Source organism: Pseudomonas sp. ADAK21, from assembly GCF_012935735.1.
Taxonomy (GTDB): domain Bacteria; phylum Pseudomonadota; class Gammaproteobacteria; order Pseudomonadales; family Pseudomonadaceae; genus Aquipseudomonas; species Aquipseudomonas proteolytica.
In genome coordinates, this window is record NZ_CP052857.1 from 1,383,093 (window position 1) to 1,401,698 (window position 18,606).

Below are 18,606 nucleotides of genomic sequence, written 5' to 3' on the forward strand. Positions count from 1 at the left end.
CCAAGAGAGTGACCCGCTGCCAGACGCACTTTCCGGTTGCCAGGGTGAGCCGGCAAGGGGCGTCGAACAAAGGGTGAAGAAGGCAAATCGGTACAGGTCCGGCGGGGCCGGCAGAGAAAATTCAGGCGCGCCAACGCCAACGGGCGTGTGCCTTGACTACTCGCATCAAGAGTTTGCTGATGATCAACACGGGGAGGGTCTCATTCATACGTTCCCGCACAGTAACGTAGCCTCGCCGGCCGTGCAATATGGAGCAGCAAATACGGGGGCGATGACCAAGGGTTTGTAGGAAAAAACGTTTTTCCTCACAGGCAACTCCCACTACATTGCTAGTGTTCCACTTCCGATACAAAAACAATCACATGGAATTTCGTATGCTCAGACCATATTTTGTTGCGCCCCTTGCCGGCTGCCTCTTGGCACTGGCCTGCGCGCAGGCGTTTGCAGCACCTTCACCTTATTCAACCATGGTCGTTTTCGGCGATAGCCTGGCGGACGCCGGCCAGTTCCCCGACGGGTTGTCTGGCGCCAGCCTGCGCTTCACCAACCGTACCGGTCCGACATTCCAAGGCGACTATGGCCTGGTGTCATCAACCCTGCTGGGCTCGAAACTGGGCGTAGCGCCAAACGACCTGAATGCCTCCACCTCCCCGGTTCGCGCGGCGCAAGGCTTGCCTGACGGCAACAACTGGGCGGTCGGTGGTTACCGGACCGACAACATCCTGGATTCCATCACCTCGGTATCCAACACCGCGATCCCACCCGGCAATGCGGGCGCGGGCACGGTGTTGCGCAGTCGCCAGGGCTACCTGCCGGCAAACGGCGGGCGCGCCGACCCCAATGCCCTGTACTTTCTGTCCGGTGGCGGCAATGACTTCCTGCAACAGCGCATCGGCAGCCCTGGCGACGCCGTTGCGGCAGGCGGGCGCCTGGCCGACAGCGCCCAGGTCCTGCAACAAGCCGGTGCGCGCTACATCATGGTGTGGATGCTACCCGACCTGGGCCTGACACCTGCCATCAACGGCACACCACAGCAGGCAGCGACCTCCGCCCTGAGTAATATTTTCAACCAGGCATTGGTACAACGCCTGTCGCAGATCGATGCCCAGATCATCCCGTTGAATATTCCACTGTTGTTGCAAGAATCCTTCGCCGACCCAGGCCGCTTTGGCCTGGCAACCGGGCAGAACCTTACCGGCACCTGCTTCAGTGGCAACAGTTGCACCGCCAACCCGGTCTACGGCATTGGCGGCACCAACCCGGATCCGACCAAGCTGATCTACAACGACTCGGTCCACCCCACCGTCGCCGGGCAGCGCTTGATCGCCGACTACGCCTATTCCCTGCTGGCCGCCCCTTGGGAGCTGACCTTGCTGCCGGAAATGGCCCAGGGCACCCTGCGTGCCCACCAGGATGAGCTGCGCAACCAATGGCAAGCGGACAATGGCAACTGGCAGGCCGTTGGCCAGTGGCGCGCAATTGTGGCCGGCGGTGGCCAGCGCCTGGACTTTGATGATCAACGCAGTTCGGCCAGTGGCGACGGCAGTGGCCACAACCTGAATGTCGGCACCAGCTATCGGCTCGACGAGAGTTGGCGCGTAGGCGTCGCGGCTGGCTTGTATCGCCAGACCCTGGAAGCCGGCGCCAACGACTCGGACTACAAGCTCAACAGCTACATGGGCAGCGCATTCGCGCAGTATCAGCACAATCACTGGTGGGCCGATGCCGCGCTGACCGGTGGCCGCCTGGACTTCGACAGCCTCAAACGCAAATTCGCCCTGGGCGTCAGCGAAGGCTCCGAAAAAGGCGACACCGACGGCTGGCTCTGGGCCTTGAGCGGCCGCGTGGGTTATGACATTGCCGGGGTCGGCAGCGACTGGCACCTGTCACCGTTCATCAGCGCCGACTATGCGCGGGTCGAAGTCGATGGCTACGGGGAAAAAGGCAACCGCTCCACGGCGCTGACCTTTGATGACCAGCAGCGCGACTCCAAACGCCTGGGGGTTGGCCTGCAGGGCAGCTACCGGGTCACCCCGCAAACCCAGGTGTTTGGCGAAGTGGCTCACGAGCATGAGTTTGAAAACGACACCCAGAAGGTGAACATTTCGCTCAACAGCGTGCAGGGGATCGACTTCAAGCTGGACGGCTACACGCCCCGCAGCAACTCGGAGCGCCTGAGCCTCGGGGTCAGCCACAAGTTGACCCAGGAGCTGGCGTTGCGGGCCGCCTATAACGTAAGGAAGGATGACAGCCTGACCCAGCAGGGAGTCAGTGTCGGGGTGAGCCTGGATTTCTAATACGGTCGCAAGCCCAACGTAAAACCAATGTGGGAGCGGCGGTGCGACGATTCGACTTGCCCGCGATAGCGGTGGTTCAGTCACTACATCGGTGACTGACAGACCGCCATCGCGGGCAAGTCGAATCGTCGCACCGCCGCTCCCACATAAGCCCGCCCCACAGTTGGATCTGGACCGGCCGTCAGTCCTGCGGGCTCTGCTCGGCCAACGCCACCGCCCGGAACATCGCCCGGCGCTTGTTCAGGGTTTCTTCCCATTCCAGGGCCGGCACCGAGTCGGCAACAATCCCGCCGCCCGCCTGCACATGCAATTCGCCATCCTTGATCACCGCCGTGCGGATCGCAATGGCGGTGTCCATGTTGCCATTCCACGCAAAATAGCCCACGGCGCCGCCGTAGACACCGCGTTTGACCGGCTCCAGTTCATCGATGATTTCCATCGCGCGGATCTTAGGTGCACCAGACAAGGTGCCCGCCGGCAGAATCGCGCGCAACGCGTCCATTGCCGTCAACCCGGCCTTCAGCTCGCCGGTGACGTTGGAGACGATGTGCATCACGTTGGAATAACGCTCGATCACCATTTTCTCGGTGAGTTTCACCGAGCCGATTTCCGAAACGCGCCCGGTGTCGTTACGCCCCAGGTCGATAAGCATCAAGTGCTCGGCGATTTCCTTGTCGTCGGACAGCAGGTCTTCTTCGAGCGCCAGGTCAGCCTCTTCGGTGGCGCCACGGGGCCGGGTGCCGGCAATCGGGCGCACGGTGATGAGGTTATCTTCGACACGTACCAACACTTCTGGCGAGCTGCCCACCACGTGGAAGTCGCCAAAGTTGAAGAAGTACATGTACGGCGTAGGGTTGAAGCAACGCAGCGCCCGGTACAGGTCGATGGGCGCCGCTTTGAAGTCGATGGACATGCGTTGCGACGGCACCACTTGCATGCAGTCACCGGCGAGGATGTATTCCTTGATGGTATCGACCGCGCGCTCGTAGTCATCCTGGGTAAAGCTGGAGCGAAATACCGGGTCGGCCGCCGGCGGACGGCTGAGGTCCAGGCCGCGACGTGGGGTGATCGGCTGGCGCAGCTTGTCCAGCAGGGCCTCGAGGCTGGCCTGGCCTTGCTCGAAAGCATCGGCCTGGGCCGGGTCGGCGAGGACGATCGCGTGCATCTTGCCGGCCAGGTTGTCGAACACCACCACCGCGTCGGAAACCATCAGCAGAATGTCCGGCACCCCCAAAGGATCGGGGTTTGGGCATTTGCCCAGGCGCTGTTCCACGTAACGCACGCAGTCGTAGCCGAAATACCCCACCAGGCCGCCATTGAAGCGCGGCAGGCCAGGGATAGTCGGCACGTTGTAGCGCGCCTTGAACGCTTCGACGAAGGCCAGCGGGTCTTGCACATCGTGGCTTTCGATCTCGACGCCGTCATGGGTGATGCTGACGTGATAGTCATGCACCCGCAGGACCGTGCGGCACGGCAGGCCGATGATCGAGTAACGGCCCCACTTCTCACCGCCCTGCACCGATTCCAGCAGGTAGGAATTGGGCTCGTCGGCCAGCTTCAGGTAGATCGACAGCGGCGTATCGAAGTCGGCCAGGGTTTCCCGGGCCATGGGGATACGGTTGTAGCCGGCAGCGGCCAAACGCAGGAATTCTTCGCGGATCATGAGGTGCCTCGTGGCGTGAGGGTCTAACGGTCAGGTATGCAAACGTGCCGCAGCGCGGCCAGGATCAGTCAGGCGCGCCAACGCCAGCGGGCCAGGGCCTTGATGACTTTCATCCAGAGTTTGCGAGTGACCACCACGATGGGATTTCCAGAAGGGGATGGGACGGCGTCGGGCAACGTTATCTCAGCGCCCGCTCCCAAGCAACCGGGGATTAGCAGTCGCAGGTCGTCAATCACCAGCGCCGGCGACTCTTCAGCAATCGGCCGGCCATGGTTATAGCCGTAGCTCAGGGCCACGCACTGCACGCCCGCCGCTTTTGCCGCCAGCACATCACTGCGTGAATCGCCGACAAACAGCGATTGGGACGCCGGGATGTTGGCCATTTTCATCACGAAGAACAGCGCCGCCGGATCAGGCTTTTTCTGCGGCAGGGTATCGCCACCGATGATCCAGCGGAAATACCGGCCGATCTTCATCTGGTCCAGCAGCGGCGCAACGAAGCGTTCCGGCTTGTTGGTGATCAGGGCCATTTCCACGCCCTGCTTGTGCAACCACTTGAGGGTGTCGCGTACGCCGGGGTAAACCACGGTCAGTTCGTGGCCGTCTTCGTAGGCGGCGTTGAACAATTCCAGCGCGTGCTCGGCCTCCACGTCATCGACACCCTGGGCGTCGATATGATTGGCCAGGGCCCGGCGCACCAGCATCTGCACGCCGTTGCCGACCCAGTCGCGCACCGACTCGATACCCACAGGCTTGCGCCCCAGTTTGAGCAGCATCTGGTCCACCGCCACTGCCAGGTCCGGCACCGAGTCGACCAGGGTGCCGTCCAGATCAAACATCACCAGCCGTGGCAACTTGCCGGGGAACAACTGCTCAAAACCGCTCATGGACGCGCCAGCGCCAGTTCTGCACGCATCTTGGCGATCACCGCCTGATAGTCAGGGGTGTTGAAGATCGCCGAGCCGGCGACGAAGGTGTCAGCGCCCGCCGCCGCGATGTCACGGATGTTGTTGACGTTGACCCCACCGTCGATCTCCAGGCGGATATCGCGGCCAGAGGCATCGATCAGCGCGCGGGCTTCACGCAGCTTGTCGAGGGTGCCGGGGATGAACTTCTGCCCGCCAAAGCCTGGGTTGACGCTCATCAGCAAGACCATGTCGACCTTGTCCATCACGTACTTGAGCGTGTCCAGCGGCGTCGCCGGGTTGAACACCAGCCCGGCCTTGCAACCGCCTTCGCGGATCAACTGCAGGGAACGGTCGATGTGCAGCGTGGCTTCCGGGTGGAAGGTGATGTAGGTCGCGCCGGCGTCAATGAAGTCGCCGATGATGCGATCCACCGGGCTGACCATCAGGTGCACGTCAATCGGCGCGGTCACGCCGTATTTGCGCAGCGCTGCGCAGACCATCGGACCGATGGTCAGGTTCGGCACATAGTGGTTGTCCATGACATCGAAGTGCACGAAGTCGGCACCGGCGGCCAACACGTTGTCCACTTCCTCACCCAGGCGGGCGAAGTCGGCGGAGAGGATCGATGGAGCAATAACGAAGGGCTGCATGACGCACCTTTTCTGAGCTAAATCACGATGGCGCGCATTGTATACCTCATGCTTTGCTGCGCGCACCGTGACCTGACTCAATGGCTAATAGGCGGCGCGGTAGATTTTCTCGATATCCGCCGCACTGAGCTTGCGCGGGTTGTTGCGCATCAGCCGCTCGATTCCCGCGGCCTCTACCGCCATGGCCGGGATCGCCTCCTCCGGCACGCCGAAGCTGCGCAGGCCCTGGGGGATCTCCACTGCGGCACATAGCCGCGTCATCGCTTCCACCGCCTGGTCGGCAGCGTCGTTGAGACTCAACGCGCTGACATTCACGCCCATGGCCTGGGCAATATCCTGCATGCGCTCGACACAGGCCAGCTTGTTCCAGTGCATCACGTAGGGCAGCAGCAACGCGTTGCTCACCCCATGGGCAATATTGAAACGCCCGCCCAACGGATAGGCCAGCGCATGCACCGCGCCCACCCCGGCATTGCCGAACGCCATGCCGGCCATCAGGCTGGCGGTGGCCATATCGTCACGCGCCTGCAGGTTGGCCGGGTTGGCATAGGCCTTGGGCAAGGCCTTGGCAATCAACTTAATCGCACCGATGGCCAGGGCATCGGTGATCGGCGAGGCGTTCAGCGACAGATAGGACTCGATGGCATGCACCAGGGCATCCACGCCACTGGCCGCCGTTACACTGCGCGGGCAGGTCAGGGTCATTTGCGGGCTGATCAACGCGACATCCGGCAGCAGATAGTCGCTGACGATGCCTTTTTTCAATTGCGCGGCCTTGTCTGAAAGAATCGCCACATTGGTCACTTCCGAACCGGTGCCGGCCGTGGTGGGAATCGCAATCAGCGGCGGCCCCTTGCGCGGCACCTGGTCCACGCCGAACAAATCCGCGAGGGCGCCGTGATAACCGGCATAGGCGGCAACGCTCTTGGCGATATCCATGGCACTGCCACCGCCCACACCGATCAGGCCGTCATGCCCGCCTTCGCGGTAGACCTGCATGCAGTCTTCGACAATGGCGATCTCCGGGTCGGGCAACACCCGGTCGAAAATCTCATAGGGACGATCACCCAACTGCGCCAACGCCAGTTGCACCGTACCGGACTTGACCAGCGCGGCATCGGTGACGATCAGCGGGTTATCGATATCCAGCCGGGTCAACTCGGCGGCCAATTGTTCGATGGCGCCTGGGCCGGTGAGCAATTTATGGGCGATCTTGAATGAGGAGGTACTCATGTGCGCGGCCTCTTATAAGTTGGGGGGCTGGCACAAGAATAGCTGGGGAATATGGGTTGTCTGCCATTCAGCGGCTGAATGGTCGGATGACTCCAGGCGGGCACGGCCACTGTAGGAGCTGGCTTGCCTGCGATGGTATCGGCTCGGTGTGTCAGGTGTACCGAGGTGATGCCATCGCAGGCAAGCCAGCTCCCACAGGTGATCGGGTTTCAGCAGTCAGACCTGCGCGGTGCGCAGTTTTTCGCTGCGACCACGCAGCCATTCCAGGGTCAGCAGCAAAACCACCGAGAAGGCGATCAACAAGGTCGCCGCCGCGGCGATGGTCGGGCTGAGGTTTTCACGGATGCCGCTGAACATCTGCCGCGGCAAGGTCGCCTGCTCGGGCCCGGCGAGGAATAGCGTCACCACCACCTCATCGAAGGACGTGGCAAAGGCAAACAGCGCCCCGGAAATAACCCCCGGCGCAATCAACGGCAAGGTCACCCGGCGAAAGGCAGTCAGTGGCGATGCTCCCAGGCTGGCCGCCGCGCGCACCAGGTTATGGTTGAACCCCTGCAAGGTCGCCGACACCGTGATGATCACAAAGGGCACGCCCAACACCGCATGCACCACGATCAGCGAAAAGAAGCTGTTGCCCAATCCCAGCGGGGCAAAGAACAGATAACTGGCCACGCCGATAATCACCACGGGCACCACCATCGGCGAAATCACCAGGGCCATCACCAGCGCTTTGCCGGGGAAATGGCCACGGGTCAGGCCGATGGCCGCCAGCGTACCGAATACCATCGCCAGCACCGTCGCTGCCGGGGCGACGATGATGCTGTTCTTCAAGGCGCGCATCCATTCCGCCGAGGCGAAGAAGTCCTGGTACCAGTGCAGCGAAAACCCCTGCAACGGGTACACCAGGAAACTTCCGGAGTTGAATGACAGCGGGATAATCACCAACACCGGCAAGATCAGGAACAACAGGATCAGGCCGCAGAGGATCCGCAAGCTGTAGAACCACACCCGTTCGATGGGTGACATGTAAGGACTGCTGGACATATCAGGCGCTCCTCAGCTCAGGCGCAGGCGGCTGGCGCCCACCAGCCAGTTGTAGATCAGGTACAGCACCACGGTCGCCAGCAGCAGCAAGCCGCCCAGTGCAGTGGCCATGCCCCAGTTGATGCTGGTGTTGGTGTAGAACGCCACGAAGTAGCTGACCATCTGGTCATTCGGGCTGCCCAGCAGCGCCGGGGTGATGTAGTAACCAATCGCCAGGATGAACACCAACAGGCAACCGGCACCGACGCCCGCATAGGTTTGCGGGAAGTACACCCGCCAGAAACTGGCAAACGGATGACAGCCCAGGGAAATCGCCGCGCGCATATAGGTCGGTGAAATACCCTTCATTACGCTGTAGATCGGCAAAATCATGAACGGCAGCAGGATATGCACCATGGAGATGTAGACCCCAAGCCGGTTGAACACCAATTCCAGGGGCTTATCGATGATGCCCATGCTCATCAGCGCGCCGTTGATCAAACCACCGGACTGCAACAACACAATCCACGCGGCGACCCGCACCAGCACCGAGGTCCAGAAGGGCAGCAGCACCAGGATCATCAACAGGTTGCTCTGCCGCGCCGGCAGGTTGGCCAGCAGGTATGCCAGCGGATAGGCCAGCAACAGGCAGCACACGGTAATCACCAGGCCCATCCAGAAGGTGCGGGCGAAGATATCGAGGTAGATCGCCTGGTCCGGCGTGGCCGGGGCGACTTCGCCCAGGTCGTCGATCCGATGATCGACCGCCGCCAGCAGGTAGTAAGGCGTCAGGCTGCTGGTATTGCGGCGGATTGCCTGCCAGTACGCGGGGTCGCCCCAGCGTTCGTCGAGGTTTTCCAACGCTTCTTTATAAGAGGCCGGCACTTCGCTGAACGGCAGCGCCCGCGCGGTTTTGGTCAACAGGCTGCGATAGCCCGCCAGTTCCATGTTCAGGCGCTTGGACAGATCGCCCAGGGTCTGGTTTTTGCGGGCTTCGCCAAGGTCCTCGCTGATGGCCTGGTACACCGGCTCGCCGGGCAAGCCACGACCATCCCAGGCCGTCACCGCCACCACGGTGCGCGGCAGGCCGGCGACCACTTCCGGGTTACCGACGCTTTTGTAGAGCAGCGCGACGATGGGCACCAGGAACACCAGCAGCAAAAACACCACCAGTGGCGCGATCAGCGCCTGGGCCTTCCAGCGGTTAAGCCGCTCGGCACGCGCCAGGCGCTGCTTCAAGCTGGGGGTGGTGACCTCGTTCGAGGGAACGGCGATGGCCATGGCAAACTCCGGAAAATCTACTGTTGAGACCCGTGTGAAAGGCCCCCTTGTGGGAGCCGGGCTTGCCCGCGATGCCAGCGCCTCGGTGTGTCGGGTCTACCGAGGTGATGCCATCGCAGGCAAGCCAGCTCCCACAGGGGTTATGTGGCGCGGCGTATTACTTGGCGGCCCAGGAATTGAAGCGCTGCTCCAACTGCTCGCCGTTATCCGCCCAGAAGCTCACATCGATCTGCACCTGGTTGGCGATGTTTTCCGGGGTGGTCGGCATGTCCTTGAGGATGTCCTTGGCCAGCAGCGGCACAGCCTGGGTATTGGCCGGGCCGTAGGCGATGTTTTCCGAATAGGTTTTCTGCTGTTGCGGTGCCACGGAGAAGGCGATGAATTTCTTCGCCGCCTCAGCGCGCTCCTTGCTCAGGCCCTTGGGGATCGCCCAGGCGTCGAAATCGTAGATACCGCCGTTCCACACCACTTTCAGGTTGCTCTCTTTCTGCACAGCGGCGATCCGGCCGTTGTAGGCCGAGCTCATGACCACATCACCCGAGGCCAGGTACTGCGGCGGCTGTGCGCCGGCTTCCCACCACTGGATCGACGGTTTGAGTTCATCGAGTTTCTTGAAGGCGCGGTCCTGGCCATCTTTGCTGGCCAGCACTTTGTAGACATCCTTGGGCGCCACGCCGTCGGCCATCAGGGCGAATTCCAGGGTGTATTTGGCGCCCTTGCGCAGGCCACGCTTGCCCGGGAAGTTCTTGGTGTCCCAGAAGTCTGCCCAACTGGTGGGCGCAGTCTTCAGTTTGTCGGCGTTGTAGGCCATCACTGTGGACCACACAAAGAACCCCACGCCGCAGGATTGGATCGCGCCTTTCACATAGTCGTCGGGGTTGCCGAACAGTTTCGGGTCCAGCGGTTCGAACATGTCTTCGTCACAGCCACGGGACAGTTCCGGCGACTCGACTTCCACCAGGTCCCAGGACACGCTCTTGGTGTCGACCATGGCTTTGACCTTGGCCATCTCGCCGTTGTACTCGCCGGCGATGATCTTGCCGTTGCCCGCGCTTTCCCACGGGGCATAGAAAGCCTTGACCTGGGCCGCCTTGTTCGCGCCGCCAAACGACACCACCGTCAGGTCGGGACCTGCCATGACCTGTGAAGCACCCGCCAGGCCAATGGCCAGGGCGGTCAATTTCAGGGATCTCAACATTTATTGTTCTCTCCACGTGCAGGGTTGGGTGAAGCCAAGGGGGCGATCAATTCGCCTCTAGAAGTGGGTCGAGTGCGCGAACGTGCTCGACTTGCCAGCCAATCGGAACCACATCGCCGACCGTCAGTGCCGGGTCCAGCTCGGCGATCGGTTGTTTCACAAAGAAATCAGCCTTGCCGCAGACTTCCAGGCGCACACGTACGTGATCGCCCAGGTAGATGAATTCGGCCACCCGACCCGAGAAGCGATTGCTGCAGCTTTCGCTGGAGCCATTGAGGCTGACCCGTTCCGGGCGCACCGACAGGGTTACCGGGCCGCCGATCTGCCCGACATTCACCGCCAGCGCCTCGACCTTCTCGCCCCGCGCCAGCTCGACCACGCAACGCTCACCGGTGTGGCTGTGCAGGCGGCCGTTAAGGCGGTTGTTCTCACCGATGAAGTTGGCGACGAAGGTGTTTTTCGGCTCTTCATACAAGGTGCGCGGCGGTGCGATCTGCTGGATCTCGCCCTGATGGAACACCGCCACGCGGTCGGACATGGTCAGCGCTTCACCCTGGTCGTGGGTCACGTAGACCACGGTCACGCCGAGGCGCTGGTGCAGGTGCTTGATCTCCATCTGCATGTGTTCACGCAGCTGTTTATCGAGGGCGCCGAGGGGTTCGTCCATCAGCACCAACTGCGGCTCGAATACCAATGCACGGGCCAGCGCGACCCGTTGTTGCTGGCCGCCGGAAAGTTGCGCGGGGTAGCGCTGGGCGAAGGCGTCGAGTTGCACCATGCTCAGCACGCGCTTGACCCGCTCACTGACATCGGTCTTGCTCAAACCCCGGACTGTCAGGGGGAACGCCAGGTTCTCGGCCACGGTCATGTGCGGGAACAACGCGTAGTTCTGGAACACCATGCCAATGTCGCGCTTGTGCGGCGGCACGTTGTTGATCGAGCGTCCGGCCAGGAGGATTTCCCCGGCGGTCGGCGTTTCGAAGCCCGCCAGCATCATCAGGCTGGTGGTCTTGCCTGAGCCGGACGGGCCCAGCAGGGTAAGGAACTCGCCTTTGCGAATGTCCAGGTTGAGGTCTTTGACGATCAGGTTCTCGCCGTCGTAGCTCTTCTGCACACCACGAAAGCTGACCAGCACATCATTTGAATCCACCTCGCTCATACCCGCACCTTTGTGTTTTGGACTGCTGTGGAGCAAGCGTAGTCCAGGCGCCAGCCCACGAAAATCGGGGCGCAAGAGAGATTGGCATCAGCGCGGTGGAAGGTTCGGGGTAGGGATTGCCCTACACGGATGGCGGGCATGGGACAGTTGAGCGGCCAGGAGGACGCGACAAGCCGCAGGCATGGGCTGCGGGGTGCTGCCGGGGTGTCGCAAATAGATACGCCTCCCTGTAGGAGCCCGGCTTGCCGGCGATGGCGCCCTCAAGATAGCTACCACCGGCAAGCCGGGCGCCTACAGGAGTTTGTGCTCCATCGCGTACTTCACCAGTTCTGCCAGGGAGGTGATGTTGAGCTTTTGCATCAACCGCGCCTTGTGGGTGCTGATGGTCTTGCTGCTCAGGGCCAGTTGTTGGGCGATATCGTTGACATTGGCGCCCTGGGCCAAACGCTCGAACACCGAGAATTCACGCTCGGACAATAGCGAATGCAAGGGCCGGGCATCGGTGAGGCCGACTTCGAACACCATGCGGTCGGCCAGGTCCGGGTCGATATAGCGCCCGCCCGCGGCCACCTTGCGAATCGCCGTCAACAGCAGCGCCGGATCACTGTCCTTGGTCGCGTACCCCGCCGCGCCGACCTTCAGCGCCCGGGCAGCCATTTGCGCTTCGTCATGCATCGACAGCACCAGGATCGCCGGCGGATTGTTCAGCGCGCGAATCCGTGCAATCGCTTCCAGGCCATTGACCCCAGGCATCGAGATATCCAGCAACACGACCTCGCATGGTGTATGGCGCAAGGCTTCCAACAGCTGTTCGCCATTCCCCGCCTCGCCCACCACCAGCAGATCCTTGGCCAGGCCGATCAACTGCTTGATGCCTTCACGGACGATGGTGTGGTCTTCGGCTACCAATACGCGGATCACAGGACTTTCCTCTCTATAACGATTAAACGCCGATATTCAAAATGTGGGAGCGGGCTTGCTCGCGAATGCGGTTTAGCAGCTTATGCATCCGCTGACTGTGACACCGCCATCGCGGGCAAGCCCGCTCCCACAAGGGCCTAGGGCGCATCCAGCGGCACCGTCACGCTCAGGGTGGTGCCCTCCCCCAGTTCGCTGTCCAGGCTCAACTGCCCGCCCATGATCAGCACCCGCTCGCGCATGCCCACCAGGCCAAACGACACCGGCCGCCCCGGCGCGGCGACAAAGCCTGCGCCATCGTCGCTGATGGTCAGCCGCAGATTGGCGCCCTCCACCGCCAGGGTCAGTTCCACAGTATGCGCCTGGGCATGGCGCATGACATTGGTCAGCGCCTCTTGCAGGATGCGGAACAGGCCAATGGCCTTGGCGTCGCTCAACGCCGGAAGGTTATCTGGCACTTGCACCAGGCAAGGGATCTGCGTGCGCGCCTCAAAGCGCCGCGCTTGCCATTCAATGGCCGAGGCAATCCCTGCGTCGAGAATCGGCGGGCGCAGCGCGGTGGCCACATCGCGCACCAGTTGAAACAACTGGGCGATCAGGCGCTTCATACTATTCAGGCGTTCGTGCAGGCCGGGATCCAGTTGCGCGTAGGCCAGTTCGCACATGGAGGTTTCCAGTTTCAGCACCGTGAGCATCTGCCCCAGCTCATCGTGGACTTCGCGGGCAATCCGCGCCTTCTCTTCCTCGCGCACCGTCTCCAGGTGGGCTGACAGCTCGCGTAGTTGCGCACGCGAGGCATCCAGTTCCAATTCAATTCGCTTGCTGTCGCTGATGTCCCAGACGATCCCGTCCCAGACCACCGCGCCATCCTCCAGGCGCCGGGTAACGGCCTTGATCTCGGCCCAGCGCTGCTCGCCCTGGCGAGTGAGGATGCGGCCCTGCCACGACCAGTTACTCTCGCTGTCGATGGCCTGGTCCTGGGTCTGGTGGTAACTGGCGCGGTCATCGGGGTGTACCAGGCTGCGAATCCCCACATCGCGATGGCTGAGCACGGACGGCGAGTAGCCCACCAGGCGCTCGCTGCCTTCGCTGATATAGGCGAAGTCGATATCGGCACTCAGCGCCAGCCGCTCCAGGCGAAAGACCATCCCCGGCACATTGGCGGCGATGCCTTGCAAGCGCGCTTCACTTTCCTGCAGGGCGGCCAATGCGCGGCGGCGCTCGGTAACGTCGGTGAGGTACACCACCAGGTATTCGCCACCGGCAAAACGCAGGAAACTCAGGGACACATCCGTGGGCAACAGGCTGCCATCCGCACGCAGGCACTGGGTGGCGAAGCTCTGGGGGCCGTCTTCGCTGGCACGCGCGCGCTTCCACAGGTTCAGCCAGCGGTCCATGCTCAGGTTGGGTTCGAACTCGATCAACGGGCGTTCGATCAACGCGCCTGGGGCGTAGCCGAGCATGGCTTCGGCGGCGACGTTGGCATAGCGCACATGGCTGTCCCAATTGACCCAGAGGATACCGACGGTGCTTTGGTCGATGGAAAACTGGGTCAGGCGCAAGGCTTCGGCACCGGCGGCGCGGGCCGCGCTTTCTTCGCGGGTGGCGAGCAACTGGTGCTCCAGGGCATGTTTTTGCCGGCGCTGCCACACAGCGACCGCCAGGCACGCGAGCAACAGCAGGCCCAGCAGCAGGCTGAGGTTTTGCCAGAACCCCGGAGATTCCGAGAGCCGCGGATATTTGGGTTGCAGCCAACGGGCGTGCAATTGCTCCAACTCACGGGCGGGAATGGCCCGCAGGCCGCTCTCGACAATGTCCGCCAAGGGTGGCCAGTCACGACGCGTGGCCACCCGCAGCAGTTGCGGCAGGCCAATATCACCGACCACCGCCAGGCCGGCGAATTCGGGCTCGACCGACAACCGACTCAACTGCGCCTCATCGATCACCGCATAGCGCGCCTGCTGGCTGACCAACAATTGCAGGGCCTGGCGCTCCAGGGGCACGCCTTGCAGGTTCAGGTTGGGGTAATTGCTGCGCAGGTATTCGGCCACGGCACTGGGCATGCGCACCGCAACCCGCGAGTGTTCGTCGAGTTTTTCCAGGTCCACTGCGCCGCTGCCGTCACGGATACCCACGATGTGCTGGGGCACACGCATATAGGGGTCGGAAAACAGCCACAGGCGCAGGCCGGCCGGGGTTTGCAGCAGGCCAGGCGCGAGGTCGACCGCGTCCTCACGCAAGGCGTCCTCCAACTGCTCTTGCGTGGGGAAGTTGCGCCAGGTCAGTTCGATATTCAGCGCCTTGGCCAGCGCCTGCATCAGCTCGACATTGGCCCCGGACAAGCGCTGCAGGCGCCGGTCGTATTGTGCGTAGGGCGCCTGCAACACCACACCGACCCGCAGTTGCGGGTGCTGCGCCAGCCACTCGCGTTGCTGGGCACTGAGCACCGCCGGCGGCACCACGGAAGCAGGCGCGGCACTCGCCATCAAGGGAAAGCACAGATAGCCGATAACCAGCAGACAGCGAAAAATCATCATTCACATCTCACATCCAACCCATTAGGCTGCCGGGATCACTTCTGGCCGGGATTCCACTATGCCCCTGCTTCACCGTTCGACACTGCCAGCATTGTGCCTGTCGCTCCTGTTTACCAGCACCTTTTGCGTACAGGCGGCTGATACCGCGCCGGCTACCGCCGAAAAGCCACCGGAACGCCAGCCGTTACCCGAGCGCAGCCTGGAAGAAGCCAGCGCCCTGGAGCGGCAACTGCCGCCTCAGGAACAGCAACAGTTACAGGCCGGCGACGAGTCGTTCCTGGCCCTGTGGAAGCCGGCCAACAGCGCCGAGCCGCAAGGTGTGGTGATTATCGTCCCCGGCGCCGGAGAAACGGCTGACTGGCCGCAAGCAATCGGGCCTTTGCGCCAGAAATTGCCGGATGCCGCGTGGGGCAGCCTGAGCCTGTCGCTGCCCGACCTGAGCCTGGACACCCTGCCACCTCGGGTCATGCAGGCACCCGACGCGGCCGTCGACACCAGCAGCAAGGATGCCAGCAGCGCCGCACCCAAGCCGATCGAACAGGCGGCCAGCGCCGAAGCCGAGGGCACCGACCCGGTCGTGGTTCCCGGCGTGGACGAGCAGGACAAGACCGATGCGACACGGATCTTCGCCCGTATCGATGCCGCTGTCGCCTATGCCCAGACCCAGAACGCCCGCAGCGTCGTGCTACTGGGGCACGGCACCGGGGCCTGGTGGGCAGCGCGCTACCTGAGCGAAAAACAACCAGCCCAGGTGCAGAAATTCGTTATGGTCGCCGCGCAGACGCCGGTGGGTCGTCAACCGGACCTGCAACAGTTGGTGCCGGCCTTGAAGTTGGCGACTGCCGATGTCTTCTATCAGGACAGCGCCCTGGCAAGCAAACTGGCGCTCGAACGCGGCCAGGCGAGCAAGCGGCTGAAGAATGACAACTATAAGCAGGTGTCGTTGAAGACGATCCCCGGCAATAGCGCAGCGGCCCAGGAACAGTTGTACCGGCGGATTCGCGGCTGGTTGAGCCCGCAAAACAGCGCAAGCTGATCCCAGCGTGGCGAGGGGCTTGTTGTGGCGAGGGGGCTTGTCCCCCGTTGGGCTGCACAGCAGCCCCAATAAGCCTCCCCCCGGTCTATCAGATAAACCGAGATAGCAGGTTTTGGGGCTGCTGCGCAGCCCAACGGGGGACAAGCCCCCTAGCCACAGGCCGTCGGCTCAGCGGAAATTGCGCTGCTCGCGAATGATCGTGTAGGCACTATGCAGTTCCCGCGTACGTTCCGTGGCCTCGCGTACCTGCGCGGGGCTGGCGCCGCTGCCGGCAATCTTGTCCGGGTGATGACGGCTGAGCAGCCGTCGATAGGCACGCTTGATGACCGCCGGCTCAGTAGTCGCGCTGACCCCGAGAATCCGAAGCGCGTCCTGGTAAGTGCCGCCGCGAGTAGCCAGGGGTTTACGCTCCGGCTCGTAGTCATGGGCCAGTGCCTGGATCTGTTGTGGCGTCCACCCCAGCCATTTGCCCCATAGCGCGATCAGGTCGCGCTCGGCGAGGCTGGCCTTGCCGTCAGCCCAGACCATGCGCCAGCAGGCACGCAGCACACCTTCGGCCGCATGGGGCTGGGACTTGAGCATACGTAGGTAACTGCGCACACGATCGGTCCCCGACTTGCCCCGATTGAACGCCGCGATCGCCCGGCGCTGGGCCGGCTCGGTCATATCCAGCGAGCGCATCTCCACCCGCGCCTGCTGGATATGCCCGTCCACCACCCGCCCGTTGCTCTTGGCCAGGCGGCCGAGCAACACAAACAGCAATTCGTCATTACGCAGCGCCGGTCGGCCGCCCAGGCGCTCGCGCAGATGCGCCCAACTGCGCAATTGCAGGCGCCGATCCAGCGCCTGGCCCAATAGCGCGCCCAACATGGCCCCCGGAATACTGGCGATGGCAAACCCCGCCCCGGCTCCGATCAGAGTCCCTGGCCACAGCATCTTACTGGCCCACGGTCAGCAGACTTTCAACCTGCGCCAGGCGCTCCAGCGTACCGACGTCAATCCAGCGTCCATCCATGTGTTCCCCCGAAACCAAGCCTTGAGCCATCGCCGTGCGCAACAAGGGCGCCAGCTTGAAGGCACCGGCGCTGCAACCCGCGAACAGCTTGGGATGCAGCAGCGAAATGCCACTGAAGGTCAGGTTATCGGCATCGGGCGCGGCATCATGAAGCAAACCGTCCTTGATATAGAAATCGCCACCACTGGGGTGATGAGGCGGGTTGTCGACCATCACCAAGTGCGCGAGGCCGCTCAAGGGCTGCTTGAGGCGGGCGAAGTCGTAGTCGGTCCAGATATCGCCATTGACCACCAGGAACGGCTCGTCCCCCAGCAGGGGCAGGGCCTGGAAAATCCCGCCGCCGGTTTCCAGCGGTTCGTCTTCGGGCGAATACTGGATGCGCACGCCGTATTGCGCGCCATTGCCCAGGTAACTCTCGATTTGCTGGCCCAGCCAGGCATGGTTGATGACGATTTCGGTGAATCCGGCTTTCGCCAGCGCCTCCAGGTGATACTCGATCAGGCGCTTGCCACCGGCCTGGACCAGTGGCTTGGGGGTGTGCAGGGTAAGCGGACGCATCCGCTCGCCCTTGCCGGCCGCCAGGATCATGGCCTTCATACGTGGGCCTCGACCGGTTGGCGCAGGCTGGACAGCAACTCGCCCAGGTCGGCCAGTTCCGGGCGATCAGCCAGCACCGCGTCTATATAGGCAAAGAAGCGCGGCACGTCCGCCAGGTAGCGCGGCTTGCCGTCACGGTGGCAGATACGCGCGAAGATCCCGATGACCTTGAGGTGACGCTGCACCCCCATCAAGTCGCTGGCACGCAGGAAGTCTTCAACATCCGCCTGTACCGGGATGCCCAACTGGCCAGCACGTTCCCAGTAACCACGCTGCCATTCGCGCACCCGCGCTTGGGGCCAACTGAGGAAGGCGTCCTTGAACAGGCAGGTAATGTCGTAGGTCACAGGGCCGTAGACCGCATCCTGGAAGTCCAGCACGCCAGGGTTCGGCACGCTGATCATCAGGTTGCGCGGCATATAGTCGCGATGCACCAGGACCTTGGGCTGGGCCAGGGCGCTCTCGATCAGCAATTGGCTGACCCGATGCCATAGCGCCGCCTGTTGCTCATCGAACTCAATGCCCAGGTGCCGGCGCACGTACCATTCGGGGAACAACTCCAACTCCCGGCGCAACAACGGCACGTCGTAGCTGGGCAACCCGGCGTCCATGGGCAATTGCTGGAAAGCCAGCAACGCGTCGATGGCCTCGGCAAACAATCGGTCGGCATTTTCACCGTCGATCACATCCAGGTAGGTGTTTTTGCCCAGGTCATTGAGCAAAAGAAAGCCTTGGGACAGATCTTCGGCATAAATTTGTGGAACATTTATTCCCGATTTGGCCAACATTCGTGCGATATCGACGAAAGGTTTGCAGTTTTCCTGGGGGGGTGGGGCATCCATCACGACGAATGTGCGACCTTCGCCTTCCCAACGGAAGTACCGTCTGAAACTCGCGTCGCTGCTGGCCGCAGTCAATGTAGCCGGGGGGACGGGCCCCCAACCCTGGGCATGGAAAAGCTCGGGTAACTGCTGATCAAGCCAGACTTTCAGGTGTTGCAAACGTAGATCTTGGTCGGGCATTACAAGGGTCTCCGACGGCGCTAGCCGTCAAGCGGGTCATGCTTTATTATCACGCATCTTTTTCAGACC

The 18,606-nt window shown here is 62.5% G+C and carries 15 protein-coding genes; 2 read left to right on the forward strand and 13 right to left on the reverse strand.

What is annotated here, in order from left to right:
* The first annotated feature begins 374 nt into the window (after positions 1-374).
* On the forward strand, positions 375-2,297 hold the full coding sequence (gene estP, locus HKK57_RS06375; protein WP_169389939.1) for an esterase EstP: 1,923 nt from the start codon (positions 375-377) through the stop codon (positions 2,295-2,297).
* 181 nt (positions 2,298-2,478) lie between these two features.
* Here the strand turns inward: estP and trpE are convergent, their stop codons facing one another.
* The 10 genes from trpE to HKK57_RS06425 all read right to left on the reverse strand — a co-directional run bounded on the left by trpE (position 2,479) and on the right by HKK57_RS06425 (position 14,864).
* Positions 2,479-3,960: an anthranilate synthase component I gene (gene trpE / locus HKK57_RS06380; protein ID WP_029296771.1), complete on the reverse strand. Its 1,482-nt coding sequence runs from the start codon at positions 3,958-3,960 to the stop codon at positions 2,479-2,481.
* A 68-nt stretch (positions 3,961-4,028) separates the two neighbouring features.
* A complete protein-coding gene (locus HKK57_RS06385) occupies positions 4,029-4,847 on the reverse strand; it encodes a phosphoglycolate phosphatase (protein ID WP_029296774.1) in 819 nt (272 codons plus the stop codon).
* Positions 4,844-5,518, reverse strand: a complete 675-nt coding sequence (rpe, locus tag HKK57_RS06390; RefSeq protein WP_092239451.1) for a ribulose-phosphate 3-epimerase — start codon at positions 5,516-5,518, stop codon at positions 4,844-4,846. The genes HKK57_RS06385 and rpe overlap by 4 nt, the downstream gene beginning before the upstream one ends.
* An 84-nt stretch (positions 5,519-5,602) precedes the next feature.
* The gene (locus tag HKK57_RS06395; RefSeq protein WP_169389940.1) at positions 5,603-6,751 is read right to left on the reverse strand and encodes an iron-containing alcohol dehydrogenase; all 1,149 of its coding nucleotides are present in this window, start codon (positions 6,749-6,751) and stop codon (positions 5,603-5,605) included.
* 216 nt (positions 6,752-6,967) lie between these two features.
* Positions 6,968-7,795 carry an ABC transporter permease gene (locus HKK57_RS06400; RefSeq protein WP_029296783.1) on the reverse strand — a complete coding sequence of 276 codons (828 nt, stop codon included), beginning with the start codon at positions 7,793-7,795 and terminating at the stop codon, positions 6,968-6,970.
* A 12-nt stretch (positions 7,796-7,807) separates the two neighbouring features.
* Positions 7,808-9,055 carry an ABC transporter permease gene (locus HKK57_RS06405; protein ID WP_029296786.1) on the reverse strand — a complete coding sequence of 416 codons (1,248 nt, stop codon included), beginning with the start codon at positions 9,053-9,055 and terminating at the stop codon, positions 7,808-7,810.
* A 157-nt stretch (positions 9,056-9,212) separates the two neighbouring features.
* Entirely contained in the window at positions 9,213-10,253 is a 1,041-nt protein-coding gene (locus tag HKK57_RS06410; RefSeq protein WP_029296789.1) for an ABC transporter substrate-binding protein, read from the reverse strand.
* A gap of 46 nt (positions 10,254-10,299) precedes the next feature.
* Positions 10,300-11,412, reverse strand: a complete 1,113-nt coding sequence (locus HKK57_RS06415) for an ABC transporter ATP-binding protein (protein WP_029296791.1) — start codon at positions 11,410-11,412, stop codon at positions 10,300-10,302.
* Positions 11,413-11,703: 291 nt separating this feature from the next.
* On the reverse strand, positions 11,704-12,333 hold the full coding sequence (locus HKK57_RS06420) for a response regulator (RefSeq protein WP_029296794.1): 630 nt from the start codon (positions 12,331-12,333) through the stop codon (positions 11,704-11,706).
* A gap of 137 nt (positions 12,334-12,470) precedes the next feature.
* Entirely contained in the window at positions 12,471-14,864 is a 2,394-nt protein-coding gene (locus HKK57_RS06425) for a PAS domain-containing sensor histidine kinase (RefSeq protein WP_175581910.1), read from the reverse strand.
* Between the two features lie 61 nt (positions 14,865-14,925).
* Between HKK57_RS06425 and HKK57_RS06430 the strand changes: the two genes are divergently transcribed.
* On the forward strand, positions 14,926-15,903 hold the full coding sequence (locus HKK57_RS06430; protein ID WP_169389941.1) for an alpha/beta hydrolase family protein: 978 nt from the start codon (positions 14,926-14,928) through the stop codon (positions 15,901-15,903).
* A 168-nt stretch (positions 15,904-16,071) separates the two neighbouring features.
* Here HKK57_RS06430 and HKK57_RS06435 read toward each other — a convergent pair whose 3' ends face one another.
* The 3 genes from HKK57_RS06435 to HKK57_RS06445 are packed head-to-tail and all read right to left on the reverse strand — an operon-like array spanning position 16,072 to position 18,537.
* Complete coding sequence (locus HKK57_RS06435) at positions 16,072-16,839, reverse strand: DnaJ domain-containing protein (protein WP_169389942.1); 768 nt, start codon at positions 16,837-16,839, stop codon at positions 16,072-16,074.
* 1 nt (position 16,840) lies between these two features.
* Positions 16,841-17,515 carry an N-acetylmuramate alpha-1-phosphate uridylyltransferase MurU gene (murU, locus tag HKK57_RS06440; RefSeq protein ID WP_169389943.1) on the reverse strand — a complete coding sequence of 225 codons (675 nt, stop codon included), beginning with the start codon at positions 17,513-17,515 and terminating at the stop codon, positions 16,841-16,843.
* Complete coding sequence (locus HKK57_RS06445; protein ID WP_169389944.1) at positions 17,512-18,537, reverse strand: aminoglycoside phosphotransferase family protein; 1,026 nt, start codon at positions 18,535-18,537, stop codon at positions 17,512-17,514. Before HKK57_RS06445 ends, murU begins: the two co-directional genes overlap by 4 nt.
* Between the last annotated feature and the right edge of the window lie 69 nt (positions 18,538-18,606).

Excerpts from the sequence above, each read along its gene's own strand:
- estP (WP_169389939.1), top strand. The coding sequence starts at position 375 with ATGCTCAGACCATATTTTGTTGCGCCCCTTGCCGGCTGCCTCTTGGCA.
- trpE (WP_029296771.1), bottom strand. The coding sequence starts at position 3,960 with ATGATCCGCGAAGAATTCCTGCGTTTGGCCGCTGCCGGCTACAACCGT.
- HKK57_RS06385 (WP_029296774.1), bottom strand. The coding sequence starts at position 4,847 with ATGAGCGGTTTTGAGCAGTTGTTCCCCGGCAAGTTGCCACGGCTGGTG.
- rpe (WP_092239451.1), bottom strand. The coding sequence starts at position 5,518 with ATGCAGCCCTTCGTTATTGCTCCATCGATCCTCTCCGCCGACTTCGCC.
- HKK57_RS06395 (WP_169389940.1), bottom strand. The coding sequence starts at position 6,751 with ATGAGTACCTCCTCATTCAAGATCGCCCATAAATTGCTCACCGGCCCA.
- HKK57_RS06400 (WP_029296783.1), bottom strand. The coding sequence starts at position 7,795 with ATGTCCAGCAGTCCTTACATGTCACCCATCGAACGGGTGTGGTTCTAC.
- HKK57_RS06405 (WP_029296786.1), bottom strand. The coding sequence starts at position 9,055 with ATGGCCATCGCCGTTCCCTCGAACGAGGTCACCACCCCCAGCTTGAAG.
- HKK57_RS06410 (WP_029296789.1), bottom strand. The coding sequence starts at position 10,253 with ATGTTGAGATCCCTGAAATTGACCGCCCTGGCCATTGGCCTGGCGGGT.
- HKK57_RS06415 (WP_029296791.1), bottom strand. The coding sequence starts at position 11,412 with ATGAGCGAGGTGGATTCAAATGATGTGCTGGTCAGCTTTCGTGGTGTG.
- HKK57_RS06425 (WP_175581910.1), bottom strand. The coding sequence starts at position 14,864 with ATGATTTTTCGCTGTCTGCTGGTTATCGGCTATCTGTGCTTTCCCTTG.
- HKK57_RS06430 (WP_169389941.1), top strand. The coding sequence starts at position 14,926 with ATGCCCCTGCTTCACCGTTCGACACTGCCAGCATTGTGCCTGTCGCTC.
- HKK57_RS06435 (WP_169389942.1), bottom strand. The coding sequence starts at position 16,839 with ATGCTGTGGCCAGGGACTCTGATCGGAGCCGGGGCGGGGTTTGCCATC.
- murU (WP_169389943.1), bottom strand. The coding sequence starts at position 17,515 with ATGAAGGCCATGATCCTGGCGGCCGGCAAGGGCGAGCGGATGCGTCCG.
- HKK57_RS06445 (WP_169389944.1), bottom strand. The coding sequence starts at position 18,537 with ATGCCCGACCAAGATCTACGTTTGCAACACCTGAAAGTCTGGCTTGAT.